Annotated in this window: 13 protein-coding genes; 5 read left to right on the top strand and 8 right to left on the bottom strand. The window is 37.2% G+C overall.

Annotation, left to right across the window (positions count from 1 at the left end; translation table 11 throughout):
* Nucleotide 1: 1 nt before the first annotated feature.
* The 4 genes from ACWG0P_RS13295 to ACWG0P_RS13280 form a co-directional block, all read right to left on the bottom strand.
* Nucleotides 2-622, bottom strand: coding sequence for a Type 1 glutamine amidotransferase-like domain-containing protein (locus ACWG0P_RS13295; RefSeq protein ID WP_455802125.1), 621 nt, complete (start codon nucleotides 620-622; stop codon nucleotides 2-4).
* Nucleotides 619-1,782, bottom strand: a complete 1,164-nt coding sequence (locus ACWG0P_RS13290; RefSeq protein ID WP_455802142.1) for an aminotransferase class I/II-fold pyridoxal phosphate-dependent enzyme — start codon at nucleotides 1,780-1,782, stop codon at nucleotides 619-621. Before ACWG0P_RS13290 ends, ACWG0P_RS13295 begins: the two co-directional genes overlap by 4 nt.
* Nucleotides 1,783-1,925: 143 nt before the next feature.
* Nucleotides 1,926-3,932 carry an Imm51 family immunity protein gene (locus ACWG0P_RS13285; protein ID WP_455802124.1) on the bottom strand — a complete coding sequence of 669 codons (2,007 nt, stop codon included), beginning with the start codon at nucleotides 3,930-3,932 and terminating at the stop codon, nucleotides 1,926-1,928.
* A gap of 78 nt (nucleotides 3,933-4,010) precedes the next feature.
* Nucleotides 4,011-6,005: an alpha/beta hydrolase family protein gene (locus tag ACWG0P_RS13280; RefSeq protein WP_455802123.1), complete on the bottom strand. Its 1,995-nt coding sequence runs from the start codon at nucleotides 6,003-6,005 to the stop codon at nucleotides 4,011-4,013.
* A 183-nt stretch (nucleotides 6,006-6,188) separates the two neighbouring features.
* Here ACWG0P_RS13280 and ACWG0P_RS13275 point away from each other — a divergent pair, with 183 nt between their 5' ends.
* Nucleotides 6,189-6,410, top strand: a complete 222-nt coding sequence (locus tag ACWG0P_RS13275; RefSeq protein ID WP_455802122.1) for a hypothetical protein — start codon at nucleotides 6,189-6,191, stop codon at nucleotides 6,408-6,410.
* 57 nt (nucleotides 6,411-6,467) lie between these two features.
* On the opposite strand, the gene ACWG0P_RS13270 is transcribed toward ACWG0P_RS13275, so the two are convergent.
* Nucleotides 6,468-6,758 (bottom strand): hypothetical protein, encoded by a 291-nt coding sequence (locus tag ACWG0P_RS13270; RefSeq protein ID WP_455790586.1) that lies wholly within the window; start codon nucleotides 6,756-6,758, stop codon nucleotides 6,468-6,470.
* A 148-nt stretch (nucleotides 6,759-6,906) separates the two neighbouring features.
* Here ACWG0P_RS13270 and ACWG0P_RS13265 point away from each other — a divergent pair, with 148 nt between their 5' ends.
* From ACWG0P_RS13265 to ACWG0P_RS13255, 3 genes are all read left to right on the top strand, one after another.
* Nucleotides 6,907-8,625: an ABC transporter ATP-binding protein gene (locus ACWG0P_RS13265; RefSeq protein WP_455802121.1), complete on the top strand. Its 1,719-nt coding sequence runs from the start codon at nucleotides 6,907-6,909 to the stop codon at nucleotides 8,623-8,625.
* Nucleotides 8,622-10,346, top strand: a complete 1,725-nt coding sequence (locus tag ACWG0P_RS13260) for an ABC transporter ATP-binding protein (protein ID WP_455802120.1) — start codon at nucleotides 8,622-8,624, stop codon at nucleotides 10,344-10,346. Before ACWG0P_RS13265 ends, ACWG0P_RS13260 begins: the two co-directional genes overlap by 4 nt.
* A gap of 62 nt (nucleotides 10,347-10,408) precedes the next feature.
* Nucleotides 10,409-10,996 (top strand): uracil-DNA glycosylase family protein, encoded by a 588-nt coding sequence (locus tag ACWG0P_RS13255; protein ID WP_455802119.1) that lies wholly within the window; start codon nucleotides 10,409-10,411, stop codon nucleotides 10,994-10,996.
* A gap of 48 nt (nucleotides 10,997-11,044) precedes the next feature.
* On the opposite strand, the gene ACWG0P_RS13250 is transcribed toward ACWG0P_RS13255, so the two are convergent.
* On the bottom strand, nucleotides 11,045-11,467 hold the full coding sequence (locus ACWG0P_RS13250; protein WP_455790581.1) for a PaaI family thioesterase: 423 nt from the start codon (nucleotides 11,465-11,467) through the stop codon (nucleotides 11,045-11,047).
* Nucleotides 11,468-11,621: 154 nt separating this feature from the next.
* Between ACWG0P_RS13250 and ACWG0P_RS13245 the strand changes: the two genes are divergently transcribed.
* Nucleotides 11,622-13,976, top strand: coding sequence for an HAD-IC family P-type ATPase (locus ACWG0P_RS13245; protein ID WP_455802118.1), 2,355 nt, complete (start codon nucleotides 11,622-11,624; stop codon nucleotides 13,974-13,976).
* A gap of 17 nt (nucleotides 13,977-13,993) precedes the next feature.
* Here ACWG0P_RS13245 and ACWG0P_RS13240 read toward each other — a convergent pair whose 3' ends face one another.
* Entirely contained in the window at nucleotides 13,994-15,196 is a 1,203-nt protein-coding gene (locus tag ACWG0P_RS13240; RefSeq protein WP_455802117.1) for a class I SAM-dependent rRNA methyltransferase, read from the bottom strand.
* Nucleotides 15,197-15,494: 298 nt separating this feature from the next.
* The gene (locus tag ACWG0P_RS13235; RefSeq protein ID WP_455802116.1) at nucleotides 15,495-20,921 is read right to left on the bottom strand and encodes a beta strand repeat-containing protein; all 5,427 of its coding nucleotides are present in this window, start codon (nucleotides 20,919-20,921) and stop codon (nucleotides 15,495-15,497) included.
* Between the last annotated feature and the right edge of the window lie 761 nt (nucleotides 20,922-21,682).

Here is a 21,682-nt window from a genome sequence, read left to right as displayed (position 1 = left end):
TTTATATGCCTTTGGAATCATAAAAATAAAAGTGTTCATCTTCCTTTATAATAAAAGCATTCTTATCTTCACAAGCAATATGTATCGGCATAGTATCCTTCAAATCATAAAACCCCTTGCGTCTTTTATCTTGTGCATGTGGACAAAAGCATCCCTTTATAAAATCACAACCCTTTACATAATCAAATACAGTCCCATCATCCTTTAGATCACTATATCCATATGTAAAGAAACAACTCGCTCCAGCACTCATTCCAACACATACTACCCCTTTTTGATATGCTTCTTGTAACATTTCAACAATTCCCATATCTTGAAAAGCTTGCATTAAAATACGCATATTGCCTGCGCCTATATACACAATATCACACCCACATATCTTCTCTTTGATTTCATCTCTACCTAATTTTGTATGAAACAAGCGCAAAGATTCTACTTCGCAACCAAGGGAACGATAATAGTGTTTGAAACGTTTTGCATATCCTTGATCATCTTTACTAGCTGTTGGTAAAAATAAGACTTTTGGGTTTACTTTATTCGTACAAGAAATTATGTACTGATCAAGTTCTTTGGTTTCTCCCTTTTGAAAACTGCCTCCCCCTATTGCGACTATCAATTTCATAAAAACATCTTAGATTCCTTTAAGGAAGCAAGTGCTTTTTCAATTACTTCATCACTTTGTACAAGGGCAATACGTACATATCCTTCTCCATATGTTCCAAATGAACTTCCAGGTGTTACCAACAAACCACTCTTTCGTAACAACTCAATCGCAAAACTTTCACTATCCATATCGAGTGGAATCTTTGCCCATATGAACATTGTACTCTTCGGAGATTTCACTACCCAGCCTGCTTCATGAAATCCTTTGATTATGGTATCTCTTCTGCGTTGATAAATTTCTCTTGTCTCTTTCACAATGCTTTGATCCTGTGTTAGCGCACAAATTGCAGCCTTTTGAATAGGTAAAAACATCCCATAGTCAATATTGCTCTTCAACTTGCGAAGCATTCCTACGATTTCTTCATTTCCAACACAAATTCCAATACGTGCTCCTGCCATACCATAGGTCTTAGAAAAAGAGTTGAATTCGATTCCAATATCTTTCGCTCCTTCATAATAAAGGAAGCTCTTTCCATCTTCTCCATCAAATACCAATTCACTATAAGCTGTATCATGTAACACAATAATTTCATACTTCTTCGCAAAACGAATCAATTCTTCATAGAAAGCATCGCTTGCTGTAGCTCCCGTTGGATTGTTTGGATAAGATACAATCATCATCTTTGCACGTTTAGCAATATCTTCTGGAATTTCATTAAATTGAATCAAATAGTCATGTTCTTCCTTCATTGGCATTTCATATATTTGTGCTCCTGCAATACGAGGTCCATTCGCAAACACTGGATAACTTGGTGCTGGAATTAAAACAATGTCTCCTTCATCACAAACTGCAAGTGCGATATGTGCCAATCCTTCTTGAGAACCTTGAAGTGCCAAGATTTCATTTTGTGCATCTAGTTCTACATGGTAACGTCGATGGTACCACTCTTTGATGGTATTCCTTAATTTAGGAGTATCATGCAGTGCATACATATAACTCTTTGGATCTTTCGCCGCACCAATCAATGCTTCTTGTATTTCTTTTGAAGGCGCAATATTAGGACTTCCAATGGTAAAATCATAGACTTCTTTTCCTGCTTTGATATATGCTTGTTTCTCTTCGTCTAATCGAGTAAAAACATCGACTGATAATGTATCCATTCTTTTTGAAAATTTCATCTTGATCACTTCTTTCATCTTTTGTCTATTATAATTCATTTTACTGTGTACTTCAATGTTTTCATGTCTTCCCCACTAAGAAAAAAGCTGGCATACAATGCTCCGTTATCATAATGATATACGCACATTCTCAGCCAACTCATTTATTCTATCACCTGTATAAGTTGTGAACATATTTCTTTATTTTCACAACAACGCTTTATTTCTTTTACGATTGCTTTCGCAATAATGCAATCCTCACATAACATGACAAATTGTTCGGCTTCACTGTCAAAACTCACTTGATCTTGAAAGGCCGGCAATCTTGTTTTTAAAATGTTTTTCACGATACTTTCCCAACTATAGCCATTTTCATATACATCAACATCTTCAAACACATCCCGACAATAAACACCAATTTCTAATGACACAATGCAGTGTACACCATTTTCTTCTATGATAAACGGCGCATATTCAGAATCCACGATCTCATCATAATCATATTCATTCTCTTTCGTATCATAGTATTCTTGAAATTCATAACGAGTATCCACATCTTCATTAGGCGTATCTTTGCGATATCGAATATAACGATACACAATCACAATAAATTTCGCTGACTCAATTGCACAGATGATCAATGTCAGTTGTACAAGTGACAATACAAGTCCACGATTCCATACACGTAAGATAAAAGAAACGATAATAAAAAACCAAATCCCTTTTGCGTAATTGTGTACTTGTATCGTTTCCTTCTCCAACACCTTTTCCATACGTCGTAAATACAATGGAAACACAAAGAGTTCAGCTACAAAGAAAATCCCAAACACAATCAAAATCACAAAGAAATCATTTACACCCGACAACTCTAAATATACCTCTTGAAGTTGTGGTGAAGACAGAAACAATAGGATGATTATCCAAATAAAGAACCCATGATAAAATGTCCTAAAATCAAAATACGTAAAAGATTTGAAACATTCTTTTATGGATGTTTCCTTCATAAGAAATACTGGACGAAAGAAGTTCACTGGAAAAATCAATGTCCACACAAAGTAAATCAAAAGGCCCGCAAGGACTATCATCCATCCAATGAAACTCGCAATCGGTCCTGGTGTATCCTCTTCGTTTTTCTTTTTAGCATCATCTTTCACTACTCGATGTACATTTTTCGCAATAATTCCATCATAAAAATAGGCATCTTTTGCAGTCCAATGACCATTTTGTTCTTCTTCAACACGAAAGGAAATATCCTCATACCGCAGACGTTGTAGTAGCTTTTCTAAATAGGCAAAGTCCAATCGCATACCTTCCACAAAGGTATACACACTCTGATGTTTCAAGATTGCTTGTTCACATTTCTTTCTAGATAAACCATATTCCTCTAACACATCCAATGCTGTTTCATGATAGATAGGCGCATCTATATAAAGCCGTCTTTGAAGACATCTCGTGCCTTCACGAAGTCGTGCGTTATAAGGAGTATTTTCAATTTCGATAAATTCCTCACGACATTGAGAAATTAGTTTCGTAGCTAATAAATGTTGTCCTATGAGTGCAGAGATAAAAATCACAAGAAGTTCCATAAGTATCATGTTCGCATATCGTTCAACCTGAGGAATTGGCAACATTTTTATCCCAATCATCACTAGCATCAAAAGGATAAAACCTATCTTCACACTTCGTAAATTCTTCGTACGTTGATACACTTTATCTTTCAGTAATCTTCTGTTTTTCATATTCAAAAAGAAGAACACAAAGAAGACTGCACTTCCCATCATACAACAAGCACTTATACCAAAAGGTAGCGTTGTTGTTTCATTGGAATTCGATGCGAGGATAAACAAGGTTACCATACCCGCAATTGAAAAGATGGGAATCATCGCAAGATGATTGATATAGTACAAGATAGATTGTCTAAGGTACACAGAAATATATAACATAATAGCTAGACATACAAACCCAAGTGCACTTACTACATTAATGATTAATACAAGAACATCCCATATTGGCAAACGTATTACATCGACTCCCATATCCACCAATAGAAATGGATAAGCCAAGCCAAACATGGCAAATATTCCACAGACAAATAATAGGGCTATATTCACTTTTTTTGAGGAAAGTGTTTCAATCACATCCTTGATATATTGCTTTTGATTCTCATTCATACTACATGTCCCCTTTTGTAGAAGTATAACATGTTCCTTTTTCCCGTAGGAAAAACTCCCTAATTTCTCTACTTTTTTTTATTTTAAATGTTTCTCCATCCACATCGTAATTTCTTCTAAACGTTTCACACGATGTCTTGGTTGACCACTTCTTGATAATTCATGATTCTCTTTTTTAAACATACAAAGTCTACTTTCAACACCATGGTTACGTAACGCCATATACATTTGTATTCCTTCTGTTAAAGGACAACGATAATCTTCATCACTATGAATGAATAAAGTAGGGGTTACACAATTTTTCGCATATTTTAATGGAGAGTGGCTCCATAATTTCTCATGATCAATTTGTGGGTCTGCTGCCTGTTGGTCTTTCGCAAAGAATTCTCCAATATCGGAAGTATTCGCAAAACTTATCCAGTTGGAAATCGAACGTTGAGAGGCAGCGGCCTTAAAACGATCGGTATGTGTGATGATCCAATTGGTCATAAATCCACCATAGCTTCCACCAGTCACGCCAACTCGATTTGCATCTATACATGGATATTTTTCTAAAACCACATCAGTAAATTTCATCAAATCATCATAATCAATTGTGCCATATTTCCCACGTATATCCGCAAATGTATTTCCTCTTCCATCTCCTCCTCTTGGATTCATAAAGAAAACAAAATACCCCATATTCGCCCACACTTGCATTTCATGATAATAGACTTCTCCATACACGGTTTTTGGTCCACCATGAATATCTAATATCGCTGGATAATGTTTACTAGGATCATAATCTCTTGGTTCTAACACCCAACCATATAACGTCATATCCCCTTGTTGTATGGAACAAGGAACACATTCTCTAACATCTTTTCTTTGTAGATACGCATCATGTTCATGCGTACACTGTGTACATGATTTATTTTCTAAATCGTAACGATATAGTTCTTGTAGTTTATTTGGTTTCATACCAACAAACACCAGCGATCCATTCGCAATATCAAAGGCATCAACACTACCCTCTTCATCATAAACACTTTGTAAATTTGCGTCTTTATCTAATTTATAAAGAACGCTTCGATTATATAATGTCGTTATAAAATAAACTTCATCCTTGTATACTTTAAATACACGTCCTCCACCATATCGACAATCACTTCCAACAGATGAACCAAAAGAATCCTCATACTCTTTCCATAAATCCAAAGTTTTTGTTGTGGCATTCCATACATAGAATTTACTGTTCTCATTGATTCCATAGTTTTTTTGATCACTAGCGATAACGAGAAGTGTACCCATATAAGGCAATATCTTAGAAATACTATATACCTCAGGTTTTGTGAAAACCTCACTTTTTTGTTGTTGGAAATCATAGTAATAAATCCCCTCTTTTAGAGATGGACAAGCAGTGTATGCTTCTCCAACATAATATACCCCTTTATGATCTTCACTTAATTCATAATCCTGTAAAGCAAATAACTCTTCACTTATACGAGTCATTTCATGATTCTTTACATCATATAAAAACAAACTATTACGTTTTTTATTTGTAAATCCTTCTCCGTTACCATAAAAAGGAACTTCATCCAATATTTCATAATCTTGCATTTCCTTCTTTTCTTTTAGAAGGCGTCCTTTTTTGTCCTCATCAAGTGCATACATATAAGAATACATCAAATCATAATTCGCGCTAAATACAAATTGATCTTTCTCTATTTGTTTTATGGATGTCAGTGACAAAGGAATGCTAAACGCTTTTTGCGCTTCTCCTCCATGGATACAGATACGATAAAAACATGTTCTTTCTTCTCCATTGGAGATGTCCTCTTTATCTTTTTCATCACGCATACCTGCAAATAGAATATGTTCTTCATCTTCCCAAAGATACATACTCTCTTTTCCATAGCTCGTTAATTGTCTACATTGTTTCCCATCATAGATATACAGATAGGAATGATATGTATTTTCTTCCTCATCGCAAACACTTTTCACAAATGCACAATGTTTTCCATCATTTGCATATTGAACATTTGAAAGAAACTTGAAATCTAAAAAATCTTTTATGTTTATATTCTCTTTCATAAAGTAAACCCTCCTGGCATTATCCTTATTGTAATATAAATACGTAAAAATAAAAAGCAATCCCTTTATATTTACACCCATGAAACAAATGTAAAATGGCTAATAATTTTACAATAAATTGTTATTTCTTTCTGAAAACGTGATATAATTTAGGTGCTGGTATATTTAAAAGGAGGGGTAAATTTGAAAATTCTTGTTGGAGCTGCGACAAAAGCTGATGTCATCAAGGATGCTATTCTAAAAATCGAAGATCCCATGTTTACTTATACAGGTAAAGATGGTATGTATATGGTATATGAATGTGAAAATCCTGATGACAAAGATATCGTTCGTTTCGTAAAGGACACTTTAAAAAGCGAACCGGCATTGTCCATGGTATACTTTAACGTATCTAGTAAAGATTAAAAAAAGAACTACTTCCCCATAGTTCCTGTAAACTGCTGAGTGTGATACAGCAGTTTTTTATTTTACGTATGTTTGAAATACATAATCGCAAAGCTTTTTGATATTGGCATCATTATCCATCGTAATCACTTTTTTCAAAGTTGTAATATTTAGATTTGCGGCTACAAACTCTTCATCTTTTATACGGAAGTTAAATGTTCCAATATACGTACCATATGTAATATCAAATACATACGTTACTTCATTGTTGCCATCCATCTTATTCTTTAACGTACAAATAAAATCCTCTTTATCTTTTAAGATAATTTTTACAGCATTTGCCCCACTAATGGGTATCGATTTACTCATGTTTAGCACCACCTTTATTGTTTATAGTATAGCATGAAAACTTGGATTTTCCTTCCTTTTTCATAGATTTTCTTTAGAAATTTGATTTCTTATTTGCATGTCATGAACGATAAACGTTATAATACTAATGATAAAAAGAGGAAGACACATGAGAAAACTGGCCATTTACTTAAAACCTTTTAAAATACAATGTAGTGTGGGACCTCTATGCAAGTTAATAGAGGCTATTTTAGAATTGTTATTACCGACTATTATGGCATTTGTCATCAATGAAGGTGTTGTGAAAAATAACACTCAAGTCGTGATGATTTTGGGAGGCGTCATGATTTTCATGGTGATCATTGCGTTTGGATTTAGTATGACTTGTCAATACCATGCGGCACTTGCTTCACAAGGTTTTGGGACAAATCTAAGAAATGCAATGATGCGTCATATTTCATCATTTTCATTTCAAGATATTGACCACTTTACCACCTCTTCCCTTAGCAATCGCTTAAGCAATGATATTCAACAACTACAAGTTGCGATTGCCATGTTAATTCGCTTGCTCATCCGTTCTCCTTTCATCGTCATTGGGGCAGTGGTTATGTCGATGATCTTGGATGTTCGATTGTCTTTGATATTGATCGCAACGATTCCCTTCATCGCAGCCATACTCTTTATTTTCATTCGCTATAGTTCTCCTTTATACCGTGCATATCAAAAGAAGCTTGATCGTTTCGCGGAAATCCTAGATGATAACTTCTCTGGAGTACGCGTGATTCGAGCATTTGTTTCCCAACGAAAAGAAAAACAAACCTTTGATGCACAAGTGGATGATTTGTCAAAACAAATGATGAAAGTCTCTCGCTGTTCAGCCTTATTAAGTCCTTTGACTGCACTTGTTGTCAATGGTGCAATCGTATTTTTATTATGGACAGGGATTATCGAAATACATACAGGTACAATGGATCCAGGAACGATTATCGCCTTTATCAATTACGCTATCTCCATTTTAATTGCACTTATCGCAACAAGTAATTTAATCGTAATCTTCACAAAGGCAAGTGCTTCTGCGCAAAGGGTGAACGAAGTTCTTGAGCATGCTCCCTCTATGAAAGAAGGTCATGAACAACTAACCAATACAAAAGATAAAGAATATGCCATCACGTTTGATCATGTCAGTTTTTCCTATGATGATAGTGAACGTTCTCTTGAAGATATAAGTTTTTCCATTCGTCCAAATGAAACCATCGGAATCATTGGTGGTACTGGATCAGGAAAATCTACACTCGTTCATTTGATGGCGCGCTTTTATGACGCAACAGATGGTCAAGTGTCTTTCTATGGACACCCTATTCAAACCCTCACAAACAATTCTATTCGAGATCATATCGCCATTGTTTCACAAACATGTGAACTCTTCAATGACACCATACTACAGAACATCACATTGCATAAAGACTATGCTACCAACGATATTGAAAAAGCATTATGTGATGTTCAAGCAATGGACTTTATACAAGAGATGAAAGATGGACTTCACACGATGTTAACACGAGGAGGCGCAAATCTTTCTGGTGGGCAAAAACAGCGCCTTTGTATCGCTCGTGCATTATTAAGAAAAGCAGACATTCTAATTCTAGATGATGCTTGTTCTGCCTTAGATTTTAAAACCGATGCGATGTTAAGAAAAGCACTTAGGTCTTATCCAATGACAAGAATCATCGTATCCCAACGTGTTGGGACATTATTAGATTGTGATAGAATCCTTGTATTGCATGATGGAAAACTGGTTGGTTTTGATACCCATACCAATTTATACGATACTTGTGATGTATATCAAGAAACATGTCAAACACAGGCAATTGGGAGGGATGCATCATGAGTACAAAAACTATTTTACGTCGCCTTCTAGCATTTGTGAAAACATCCAAATGGTTATTGGTGTTTGCATTTTTATCTTCCATTATCTTTGTTGTATTAAATCTAGTAGCTCCTATCTTGATTGGAGATGCGATTGATGATTATTTAGCACACGCTTCAATTTATCGCGTTGTCCTATATTGTATCGCATTAACGTGTGTGTATCTTGGGTATTCACTATTTCAATGGGTGCTGATGTATACGTCCAATAAGATTGCTTTTTCGAGTAGCGCAACCTTACGAAAACTACTTTATGATAAGATGCAAAAACTCCCTATTTCTTTCTTTGATTCACATGCACATGGAGATTTAATATCCCGTTATATCAATGATATCGATATTGTTGCGGATGGATTACTACAAGGTTTATCTACAATTATTAGCGGAACAGTGAGTGTTGTGTTCTGTATTGCGATTATGTTAAAGCTTAACCTTGTAATGAGTATCGTTGTTATTCTATCTGCTCCCTTTACCTATCTTGTCGCTAGAACCATTACCGTACGTTCACAAAAGTATTTCCGTCAACAAGCAAACACCCTTGGAAAATTAAATGGCTATAGTGAAGAAATGCTATCACAAATAAAAACAGTAAAAGCATATCAATTTGAATCCTGGATGAATGAACACTTTCAAGAAACAAATGAAGTGCTCTATCACGCAGGTGTGAAATCACAGTTCTATGGTTCTCTTGCGAACCCTAGTACACGCTTTGTGACCAATATTGCCTATGCCTGTGTTGGACTTGCAGGAGCTTTATTAGCCCTTTCTGGAGAGATTACCATTGGTAGTATTTCCATCTTCTTAATGTATTCTAATGTGTTTTCAAAACCCTTCAATGAAATCACAGGTGTGATCACCCAATTACAAAGTGGTGTTGCGAGTGCACGAAGAATCTTTACCATATTAGATATGGAAGAAGAACCACAAGAAGAACATTTACCAAATATGAAACAAACAAAAGGAGATATTCAATTCACAGATGTATCCTTTGCCTATGTAAGTGATCAACCACTTATGCAAAATTTATGTTTACATATCAAAGCTGGTTCAAAAGTTGCGATTGTTGGGAGAACTGGTGCAGGTAAAACAACCCTCGTGAACCTACTTATGCGCTTTTACGATATACAAGCAGGAACCATATCCATTGATGGAATGAACGTTGTAGAGTATACAAGAGATTCCTTACGACAACAATTTGGTATGGTACTACAAGATACCTACTTATTTGAAGATAGTATCGCCGCAAACATTGCCTATGGTAAAAAAGACGCAACTAGAGAAGAAATCATGCAGGCCGCAAAACAAAGTGGAGCACATGAATTCATTCGTAAATTAAAACATGGATACGATACAATCTTACATACCAATAGTAGTTCCCTTTCCCAAGGCCAACGCCAACTTCTCTCCATCACAAGAGTCTTACTAAAGAATCCTTCCATTCTCATCCTTGATGAAGCAACCAGTTCCATAGATACACGCAGTGAACAACATGTAAACAACGCTATGAAACAATTAATGGAAGGGAAAACAAGCTTTGTTATTGCACATCGTTTATCCACCATCATTCATAGTGATTTCATACTCGTTATGGAACATGGACATATCATCGAACAAGGAACACATGAAGAACTCTTATCTCAACATGGTTCCTATGCCCAATTATATGAAAGTCAGTTCCAATAATCATCGAATATGACATACTGTTGTCCCATTTCTCTGCTATACTAAAATAAAGAGGTGACATTATGCAAATCAAACAAGAACTTTCTACCCTATTAACAAGCGATATGAGCGTACCTACGCTTACACTAGATCCAAGTAACATTCATGCCATTATAATCAATGAGGTAGTTCCTATGGACCCTAGACAGGATTTCTATGGAGAGATTGGAGATGAATATTTAAGTACCACCATTCCACTCTTTCAAAATGCTGGTGCACATGTAGAAACGATAGAAGATATATTAGATCTTGGTATCTATATCACCAACGCTATAAAAATCCCTAAACTTACGACCACAGTTTCCAAACAAGATATCGAACGAAGTTTACCTATTCTAGAAAAAGAACTTTCTTTATTTCCAAATGTAAAAGTCATTATGTTAATGGGTGATGTCGCAAAAAAAGCCTATAACACAATCACAAAGAACCAAAGTAAAAAGGCCGTCATCCCATCCATTTCCACTTACAAATTACGGGATACTTCTTTCTACTATAAGGATATACGAATCATCCCCTCTTATATCATGACAGGCAAAAATATCCTCATAGAGAAATCAAAAGTTCAAATGGCATCAGAAGATATTGCAAAAATGCTAGATATTATCTCCTAACATGAAAAGGCGTCTTCCTCTTGGAAAACGCCTTTTCTATCGTAATTTCTATTTATTTTTATAACGATCCCCATCCAAGAAAAACATTGTAAAGGTAGCTCTTGACAACAATACCTCACGATCATTAAAGATAAAGACTTCATATAAACCAGTCGTTCTTCCTGCAGTTATTTCCTGCGCAATACCAATCAACTTACCACCCTTACCTGGTTTGATATAGTTGATAGTACCCGATAACGTCACACTATCTCTTCCGGTCGCAAAACTTGCGGCACCTGCCGCTGTATCTGCTAGAGAATACAGAGCTCCACCATGTACAAACCCATGAACATTTAATATTTGTTCATCAATTACCATCTCTACTTTTGCATATCCTTCTTTCACTTCTACGACATGCATATCATTACTCTGCAAATACATTGAAGATGAATTCAAACGTTTTTGCAGTTCTTCCATAGTTTCATGTTCCATCTTAACACCTCACGTATATTATAACGAAGAATTGCAAATTTAGATACTAAAAAGATAAGAATTACGCTCTTTTGAATGTTTATGAAAAGTTTATACAATGGAAAGACTTACTTAACAATTGTCGCTCATAATATTAAGGAGAGGTGTTGATGTTATGAAGAAAGAGTTTCCTAAAAATATCCCTTTCCTTACAAGGGAAGAGGTTGAGCAAAGAAGAGCCAAGGGTTTTGTGAATCAAACACAACACTCTATTACAAAAAGTACAAAACAAATCTTAAAAGAAAATATATGTACACTCTTTAATTTATTGAATGTATTGATTGCGGTTGCCTTAATACTGGTGGGTGCTTATAGCAATACGTTATTTATCGCCATTATATTGGCGAATGTAATCATTGGAATTGCACAAGAATTACACGCAAAAAAACTTGTTGATGAACTATCCTTGTTGATGATACCAGAAGTAAATGTTGTTCGAGATGGGGAAGAAAAACATATCTCAGTGGATGATATTGTACTAGATGATATTATGATATTAGATAGTGGTACGCAAGTTTGTTGCGATAGTCAAATTGTGTATGGTGCTATAGAAGTAAATGAATCTTTATTAACTGGAGAAAGTGATGCTATTCATAAGGAAGTGGATGGTGAATTACTTTCTGGAAGTAGTATCATTTCAGGAAAATGCTATGCGAAAGTAATGCATATCGGAAATGATAATTATGCAGCGAAGATTGCCAATGAAGTAAAAAAAGTTCGCAATGTACAATCAGAATTATTGAATTCCATGCGTAAAGTTACCAAAATTACATGTCTTATGATCATTCCATTAGGTATCTTATTATTTGTACAAGCTTATTTTGTAAGAGATCAATCACTGCAAAGTAGTGTGATATCAAGTAGTGCAGGGCTTTTAGGCATGTTGCCAAAGGGACTAGTATTATTGATCAGTGTATCTTTGGCGGCGGGTGTAGGAAAACTTGCGAAACAAAAAATTCTAATTCAAGATTTATACTCCTTGGAAACTCTTGCGCATATTGATACCCTTTGTTTAGATAAGACGGGTACGATTACAAGTGGAAACCTAGAAGTTGAACATGTCATATCCTTTGTGGAAGATAAAGACAAAAAACTACAAAACTATGTATCCTCCACTTTATATTATAGTGATGATAACAATGCGACTTATGAAGCACTATGCTCTTATTTCCCTAAACATCATCCTTATCAACCTAGTTCTCAAATACCTTTTTCATCCCTACGTAAATGGAGTGCATCTAGTTTTGAGGGATTTGGTACACTCCTCATTGGTGCGCCCGATAAACTACTCCAAGAAATACCTACAAACGTTATACAATATATTCAAAGCGGTAAACGCGTCATCATCATAGGACGTACCACAACCAAAATAGAACCCACTTCCAATATAAACTCCATAGAACCTTTGTATGCCATCGTATTAAGTGATACCTTACGTGCCAATGTATCGCAAACACTTGCCTATTTCAAAGAGGAAGGCATTGATATCAAAATCATTTCAGGCGATCATGTGGATACTGTTTCCGCGATTGCAAAAGAAGCAGGATTAAGTACGTATGATCGATTCCTTGATATGTCATCCGTAGAAGATACATTCGAAGCTATTTCGGATGTTGTGGAAGACTATAGTGTATTTGGTAGAGTTACACCAAATCAAAAGAGATTGCTTGTACAAGCACTACAGGCGAAGGGGCATAGTGTCGCAATGACGGGGGATGGAGTGAACGATATGCTGGCGTTAAAAGAAGCGGATTGTTCCATTGCGATTGCACAAGGAAGTGACGCAGTGAAACAGATGTCACAGGTTGTCTTGTTAAACTCCGAGTTCTCTTATCTTCCAGATGTGTTACTAGAAGGAAGACGAGTTGTAAATAATATGGGTAGAGTTGCTGGTGTATTCTTCATTAAAACCATATATTCTGTTATATTATCGATTCTATGTGTACTCTTTAATTTCCCATTCCCTTTCCTTCCAATACAAATCACATTGATTGATCTAGCAGTAGAAGCCTTTCCAGCCTTCCTTACCATATTGGAACCAAACATTGCACCTATCAAAGGAAAGTTCCTTCCATCCGTATTTCAAAAAGCATTACCAAATGCAGTTGCAATTTTAATTGTAATCTTTATGATTCAATTTACAAATTCCTTCAGCGATAGTGAACTTGTGGAAACGATGATGTATTTCTGTGTAGCCATCATTAGTATGCAAGCCGTTATACGCTCCTGTATTCCCTTCACAAGACTTCGTGTATGTATATGTAGCGTAATGGTTTTGGGCTTTATTTTTGCGGTATTCCTATTCCCTAACATTCTCCATATTCCTACACTGTCCTTTGATTTCTTTAAGAAAACTTTACTTGTATCAACGATAGGTATTTTGATTTCTATTTCAATCTCCATGATAATCGAATTCTTTTCAAAGAAAGAACCAAAACAAAAACAGGACCGTGTCTATCTAACAAGATAGAACGCCCTGTTTTTTTCTTATAAAATTTGAAATATATAAAACTTCAGATAAGATGTTTCTTCCATGGTCCATAAAATAGGATGATCATGATTTTGTTGTGTCACTGAAACTTGTTTTAGAGTTACTCCAGTTTCCATTGCGGATTCTCTCAACATCTTTTCAAAGTTATCGATTTCCATAAAGCGTGAGCAACTACAGGTAATTAAGTAACCACCTTTTCCCAATAGCATCATTGCTTTTTTATTGATTTTCTTGTATCCACTATAGGCATGATCGATCGTTCTTCTAGATTTCGTAAATGCAGGTGGATCCAGTACAATGATATCAAATTGTTCTTCTTGGCAGTGATCTAAATAATCAAATACATCTGCTTTTACAAAGGAAATACGATCTTCTAATTGATTGAGTTTTGCATTCTCTAATCCTTGATCTAATGCGGTTTGAGATACATCAACCGCCACGACTTTACTAGCCTTGCCAAAGGCTGCATTTAACGCAAATCCTCCCGTATGACTAAAACAATCCAACACCCGTTTCCCATGTGCCATATTTCTCAATAACACACGATTTGCCTTTTGATCTAAGAAATACCCTGTCTTTTGACCATTCTCTACATCCACATGCAAATACAGTCCATTTTCTTGAATAATGGTTTTCGTTGGTAACTCCATTCCTCTCCAATATCCCTTTTCCATAGGTAGTCCTTCTTTTTCACGTACCTTGATATCATTTCTTTCATAGATTCCTTTTACATCTTGTCCATCATTCTGTAAAACCTCTAATAAAATTTCATAAATCATATCTTTGATTTTATCCAAACCATAAGAACTGATTTGACTCACTAATATATCGTTGTATCGATCAACCGTCAAACCAGGTAATAGATCTGCTTCTCCAAAGATCAATCTACAATTTGTAATATTATTTACTTCTAATGTTTTACGAAAGTCATATGCAAATTGAATTCTCTTCTTAAAAAAATCACGGTCAATCAATTCTTCTTGATCCTTAGAAAGAATACGTACAGTGATATGACTTTCCCTAGAAAGAAACCCAGTTCCCATATATTCTTTACGGGTTGTCATAATATCTACAGGTGCACCATTTTCGATGTTGTCATCCACTTCCTGTGCATTGTTTTTATACATCCACATTTGCCCCTTACGAAGCCATGTTTCGCCTTCTTCACTAATTGTTATGTTAGGATAATTTCTATTCATCTTTTACCTCACTTATGTTCGTACCCATTATAGCTTAAATTTAATTGTTTTTCCAATAGAAGTGTACGAACCATATAAGAAAGGCCAAATTCATCTGTTAAATTAAATCGGGCGATTCGGCTTTGTGATTAAAATATCTAAAATTGCGCAGACATGAAAAAGAAGATAGTTCCTTAAGTTTCTCATATATGATCCGACCTTTTCATTCTTTTTTTTACAATAATTTTAAAATTACACATGACAATAAAAACCCGCTCAACTTGATTAAAATCAAGTCGAGCGGAAAATCCATTTTCAATTATAATCTATTAGCTACTTTTCTACGTCTTACGAACAGTACTGTACATGTACCGCTAGAAGAAAGAAGCAATATAAGAAGAAGAGTCAAGTTACTATTGTCTCCTGTGGCAGGAACACTTGGTTCTCTCGTAATTCCTCCTGAATTAGAGGCATCTTTTGGTACACTCAAAACGAACGGAGAAAGTTCATCCACGGTAATCACCGCTTCACCATTCTTGCAGGCTGTTATAAATGTTTCAATAGTTCCATCTGCTTTTTGGTGATAAATCGTTATGATCTTTCCATTATACTTTTCACCAATTCCAAAGGAGATGATAAGCTTTCCATCATACGTTCCACCGATAACCCTTGCTTCGAATGCTCCTATGATCTCATTTTTAGTAGTATCTACTTTTGCCTTGAGATTTTCGTATCCACCTTTTGCTGCAATCAATTCCACGTATAGTTTTCCGTGTTCGCTAATCATACCACTTACTTTTACCTTATCTGTTTCGCCTGTACTTATCAATTCCTGTTGGATGAACCGTCTAATGGTTTTATCTAGAGTTATGTCCACTGTTTTTCCATTCAAGGCAAGTGTAATAGTACCAGTAATACTTCCAGTTCCCTTATCTGTTGCAAGTACTTTCTTGAAATCACTTCCTACTTTCCATGTAGCACTTACACCAAATTTAGCGATGGCATCATTCACTGCTTTCATGATTTCCTCTGCAGAGGTCAGGTTGGTACCAATAATATCATTTAATGCCGCTTCTGCTTTTTCTTTTGCATATCCTAGCTTTTGATCATCCGTGCGTAAAATCGGGCGATTTACTGAAAGTGTATCACTTGCACTAGCACTGCTAGTTGTACAGCTAAATACAAGTGTACCAGTAATTTTTCCGTCTTTTTCATTTGTAGAATTATTATTCTTAAAGTCACTAGGTAATTTCCAATCAACTTTTACACCTTTTACACCAGATTCGACATTTACTTTATCGACAAGAGCTTTGATGTCAACAACTGTAGTATCATTGGTCGCTGTATAAGCATTCAAAGCCGCTTCAATTGCTGCCTTTACAGTTGCTATCTTTTCATTAGGATCATTAGGAAGCTGTGCAATTGTTTTATTCAATGTTACAGTAGCATTCTCTGTACCACAGCTTAGTTTGATTGTTCCGGTTACCTTACCCTTAGCATCTTCTGTTGCCTCTGATTTGTCAAAGGCACCAGAAACATCCCAAGATAATGTGACTCCTATAATACCAGCATCAGAAATTGCCTTGTTCGCTAATGCCATGATAGCATTAGCATCCGTGACATTGGTCGCATTGAACTCCTTCAATGCACTCTCTACCACTTTTTTTGCAGCAGCTATCTTATCTACATCACTTAAATCTGTTTTAATCTTCGTTTCATCACTCGCAGGTCCTGCCTTGTGGATATCGTTTTCCTTCACTCTTGCGAAGAAGTAATAATCCGTGTTTGAATCAAGGCTATCAAAGGTTCTCTCATCCTGCCATTCATCGTCCGAAGTCGGAGCTACGTTGGTTTTACTCATTGCATACTGTACCGTTTCACCTGTAGGCGGTGTTACTGGATTCAATGTAATGTTAATGTCAGTCTTGCTCTGTACTTTGTCATCCGGTGCGGAAGTTTTTGTCGTGTAGCTTGACTTATCCGTTGTAATGGATGTGCCCGAGCTGGTTCCTCCAGCCGCATGGTTATCGTTCTCTTTCACCCTTGCAAAGAAGAAATACTCACTGTTTGGATTAAGATTGTTAAAGGTAGTGCCGTCCTGCCAATCATTATCCGAAGTCGGAACTGTGCTATTCTTGCTCATAGCATACTCCACGTTCTCATCTGTTGGAGGAATTACCGGTTTAATAGTAATGCTCTTATCACTCTTGTTTTCGGGTGTGTTATCAGGAGCACTTGCTGGTAAGCCAATGTAAGCTATTTTGGTAATTTCAGCCTTTGTAAAACTGTAGGTGTTTGACCCCAAGGTATAGTTGTCCTTTGTAACACCATCCAATGAAATAGTAAGAGTCACGGCTTTGTTTTTTCCAATATTGACATCAGTATAGGCACCAATCGTATCTACTTTTACCGAAACATCGTCGCTCCCCACAACGCCAGTTAAGCCCAGCTTACCGCTAGTCACTGTTCCTGCGCTCATGCTGTTATCAAAAGCCTTTTTCAATTCTAAAGTACCGTCGGTAACAGTGACTTCTTTTGCGTTGATAGCAAATGCCTGTGTTGGTTTGCTACTTGGCATAGCATAGTTGCTAGCCGCTGCACCAATCAATTCATTTGCGGTAGCTGTAATGTCAGTGCCTACATTTGACTGCCCGCCTGTTACAGAAACGGAAACAGCATCAGTACCTACCTTGTTGCTAACGCTTGCGGTAGGAGCTTGTTCACTCCCATTATAGGTGAAACTATTTATTGTCCCCCATGCGATGGTCGCTACGAGTCTGTCCACCTTTAGGGTTGCCTCAGTGGATTCGTAGTCGCCGGTTTCAGGGCTTGATTTAGCCGAAACCACCTTAAACTTATACTCTCCAGCAGGGGTTGCGCTGGTGGTGTTCACGGTAAGTGTTTCGTTGTTCGTGCCGCTAAATGCAGTCGTCACACCTGTCGGTGCGCTGCCGTCTATCCATAAAACACTTGGGTCAAAATCAGGGTAACCGCCACCAAAGTTGCTATTTGTCACGGAAAATGTTGGGCTAGCTGCCGTGCCATAGGTTGCCGCGCCTGTCTGTGCGTCCACTGCAATAGACGGGGATAAACTGATAACAACAGTGCCACCAGTCAAAGTTTTGGTTACACCGCTTATAAAGACTTGATTTGCACCCGTGACAGTTGCGCCTTCGGCGGTAATCGTTCCATTCTTTGCCTTGAAAGCATAAGGTTCAGGGTATGTGGGTTTAGCTAAAGTTTGTACAGAAATAGTACCACCCTTAATGATTATTGAATTATTAGCCTTAATACCATGACCCACATCGCCCGTCACACCCACATTAAGTGATCCGTCAATGGTAAGTGACTCTCCATCTATGCCGCACGCCTGATTCCCGCCGTTGTCGTAAATCTCTAGGTCAAATGAACCGGTTCCGTTAAATGTGATATCTTTTGTACCCTTTATGCCATAAACATAAGTAGTTGACGGTCCCATTGTGTTCAGCTTATTTTGACCATTCACCACAATTATTGCATTACTTGGCATTTTAATAGCGGTTAGGGATTTAGATTCATCATCTATATAACTGCTTCCAATAGCAATATTCATACCGTCCAGTGTGAGGGTACTTTTGTCTGCGTCCCATGTCCAGCCTTGGTCACCGAGGTTTGTGGGAAGTAGACTTGCAGTCAAATCCAGTGGTTCTGTACGGACTGTTTTGCTCCCCTTTGTCCACTTGGCGTAGACGGTGGTGTTGGCGGAGAAAACTGTGTCCACTGTTACCTCTGTACCTGTACCGTCAATGCCTGTCCACCAGCCATCAAATGTGTAATCACCCCATGTAAGATTGGCTGGCAGAGTTATTTTGCCGTCAGCACTGATTTCCGCTGGAGAAATGGTTGTACCATTACGGGCGTCAAAGGTAATTGCCTTTGCAAATTTGGCATAGATAGTGGTAATCACGTCTGTAAATGCTGTGTACACTGTGTCTGCAGTTACCAATTTACCTGTGGAATCTAAAGATGTGTACCACCCGATAAATGTGGTTTCATTATCTGAAGTAGGTATTGGCAATGTAATTGTATCATTAGCATACCCTGTTATGTCCTTAATGGGATCAGTAATGCCTTCGAATTTCAAGGTGAATTTAGCTGGTTCAGGGAAAATTTTGCTCTCTCCTCCAACTGCAGTGTTTTCAATGCTGTAATATTTTCTGACATTATACTTTGTTGCGATGTTATTTCTAAATTTTACAGAATATCCCTTTAGATACGTATTTTTTACACTGACACCAGTGCCTATAGTTAACACAACCTTGTCCGCTGTAGTTACAGTCGGAACTGCCGTCAAACTAATGGTAGCAAAATCTGAGTCAGTAGCAGAGTTTTCAAGTTTTGCCGTACCAGTGATGGTAGTTTTCCCTGCCGCAGTTATCATTACCGCACTACTATCAGTGCTCTTTATCTTACCACCAGTTATAATAAGAGCGCCAGTGCCTTGATGATAAATTGTAGCGCTATCACTACTGATTGTAGTAGTTATTCCAGAATCTTCTCCAATATTAACTATACCAGTACTGTTACTCTGAATCTTTATTGCAGAGCCCGTAGCAGATATTGTACCCCCTGTAATAGTGGTAGTTGCAGCATAGTCAAGAAAAATGGCAGAACCACTTTTTCCGGTTGATTCCACAGTACCACCCGAAATATTTACTGTGCCATAGCTTGTGATTGCTTTTCCATCCACCGATGCGATAGCCTCCACCTTTCCACCAGAAACATTGACTGTACCACCCAAAGGAACGGTCCCACTTATATATGCGTTAGAAATTGTCTCAGAACTTGCTAGTCTGCTCCCCCTTATCGTGCCTCCAGTGATATTGATTGTTCCTCTGGAGCTATTTTCAATCACAGTACTACTTCCGTAATACCCCGTATATGTATTGCTCAATATCCCAGTACTTCCACCACTTGTATCTGCAACTGTGAATGTGCCAGTTCCAAAGTTTTCAATGGTGATACCCGCTGTTGAATTCAATGTTTTACCATTCAGATCCATGGTTATATCATTGTCATTTTCGCTCGCAATGACGATGGATGTATTGTTTTTAGTGCTATCAAATGTGTCTGAAAGTTGCAAGCTCAGATCATCAGTCGTACTTGTGATTGCAGTTTGCAGCTCTTCCACTGTGTTAACTATGACAACTTCCCTCGCTCTTGCCTGCTTACCCACTATAAGATAAATTTGTGGTGTTTTTACACCATCAGCTATGGCATAGCTCTCTGGTAGCACGGCGGTATAAATCATCTTGCTGTTCTCGGTGGGGTTATATTCCTTGTCGTTCTTCCATGTGACTGGAATTGTTTCTTCTGTCACGGTTGTAACAGAGGATTCCTCCTGCTCCAAAGCAGGAGTAGTCTCCTCCGGCGCCTCTCCAGAATTGACAACCTCATCCTTCGCCGGTGGTGTGGTGGTTGTAGTGCTCTCCACCGTAACACTAAGCTCAGTAGGCAGTTTGATTTTTTCAACAGGTGTGTTCAGCGCCACTGATACCGCATAGGTGTGTTCGTCAAAGGGAACAGATTTTGTGTAGCCCTCCAGTTCATCAAATGCTGTAATAGTGCGTGTGATTTTTTCGGTACTGCTTGTGCCAAGAGCTGCCTCGCCCTCCGCCGCAAGCACGGTTGACGGCATCATGGTACCAACCATTGCTACCGTTAGTACAAGGGATAGTATCCTTGCACTCAGTTTCTTGTGTGTCATTGCTTTTTCCTCCTAAATGATATTTATTTTTTCATTTTTTATTTGCTTGTTTGTAAATCGTCCCCTACTGCACTACAAGTTTCTTCATCTAATTTCCAAGTTTCTCGCCGAATAAGAGCTAAATGCGATAATCGTGTCCCCACGCAGATGGCATTCGTTTTATTGGCGTCACTGGACGCATATCATCCGCTAAAACACCATGTCCACCTGGTTATTGCAAATGAATTTTGTAGATAAAAGTAGGTCGAGAATAAATGTATTTGGCACTTTCTAATATTTCCTTGACTGCGTCTACGATTTTTGACAACTCATATGAATTGTCATCAATTGTTAACATATTTACATTCTTCTCCTGTCCTTGAAACAAGTGCAAATATACACCTTTAGATTCCTTCTTTTCATTGGGATTTTTACCTCCTAGTACACCTCTCAGAAGTAAATGTACTGTAATTAAGTATATACTTCATCCTAATATATCCCTCTTCTTTCGCTTACCATATAAGTATACAATACAGTGTGTCGACAATGCGTCGATAAAACATGCCCTGATAGAACATGGTAGCTAATAAAGCCTAAAACACTACCAAAACTGTATAATTGTAGTATACGATTGTAAGCGTCTAATACAGCACATCTAGAAAATAAAAGAGCCATCGTCTATACTATGCAGGTAGCAGAGGAGATGGCTTTCATCATTTGATTTTTAATCGTTGTGGAATTGTTGGCGAATAGGGTAGTAAAGCTTTTATATCAATTGTCTC

This window comes from Amedibacillus sp. YH-ame6 (assembly GCF_053848845.1).
Note: the sequence above shows the minus strand (reverse complement) of the source record. Positions and strands in the feature narration are given on the sequence as shown.

What these genes read in the sequence shown, in the direction of transcription:
- ACWG0P_RS13270 (WP_455790586.1), bottom strand. Translation starts at nt 6,758, where the DNA reads ATGAGTAAATCGATACCCATTAGTGGGGCAAATGCTGTAAAAATTATC.
- ACWG0P_RS13265 (WP_455802121.1), top strand. Translation starts at nt 6,907, where the DNA reads ATGAGAAAACTGGCCATTTACTTAAAACCTTTTAAAATACAATGTAGT.
- ACWG0P_RS13245 (WP_455802118.1), top strand. Translation starts at nt 11,622, where the DNA reads ATGAAGAAAGAGTTTCCTAAAAATATCCCTTTCCTTACAAGGGAAGAG.
- ACWG0P_RS13255 (WP_455802119.1), top strand. Translation starts at nt 10,409, where the DNA reads ATGCAAATCAAACAAGAACTTTCTACCCTATTAACAAGCGATATGAGC.
- ACWG0P_RS13285 (WP_455802124.1), bottom strand. Translation starts at nt 3,932, where the DNA reads ATGAATGAGAATCAAAAGCAATATATCAAGGATGTGATTGAAACACTT.
- ACWG0P_RS13250 (WP_455790581.1), bottom strand. Translation starts at nt 11,467, where the DNA reads ATGGAACATGAAACTATGGAAGAACTGCAAAAACGTTTGAATTCATCT.
- ACWG0P_RS13260 (WP_455802120.1), top strand. Translation starts at nt 8,622, where the DNA reads ATGAGTACAAAAACTATTTTACGTCGCCTTCTAGCATTTGTGAAAACA.
- ACWG0P_RS13280 (WP_455802123.1), bottom strand. Translation starts at nt 6,005, where the DNA reads ATGAAAGAGAATATAAACATAAAAGATTTTTTAGATTTCAAGTTTCTT.
- ACWG0P_RS13290 (WP_455802142.1), bottom strand. Translation starts at nt 1,782, where the DNA reads ATGAAATTTTCAAAAAGAATGGATACATTATCAGTCGATGTTTTTACT.
- ACWG0P_RS13240 (WP_455802117.1), bottom strand. Translation starts at nt 15,196, where the DNA reads ATGAATAGAAATTATCCTAACATAACAATTAGTGAAGAAGGCGAAACA.
- ACWG0P_RS13295 (WP_455802125.1), bottom strand. Translation starts at nt 622, where the DNA reads ATGAAATTGATAGTCGCAATAGGGGGAGGCAGTTTTCAAAAGGGAGAA.
- ACWG0P_RS13235 (WP_455802116.1), bottom strand. Translation starts at nt 20,921, where the DNA reads ATGACACACAAGAAACTGAGTGCAAGGATACTATCCCTTGTACTAACG.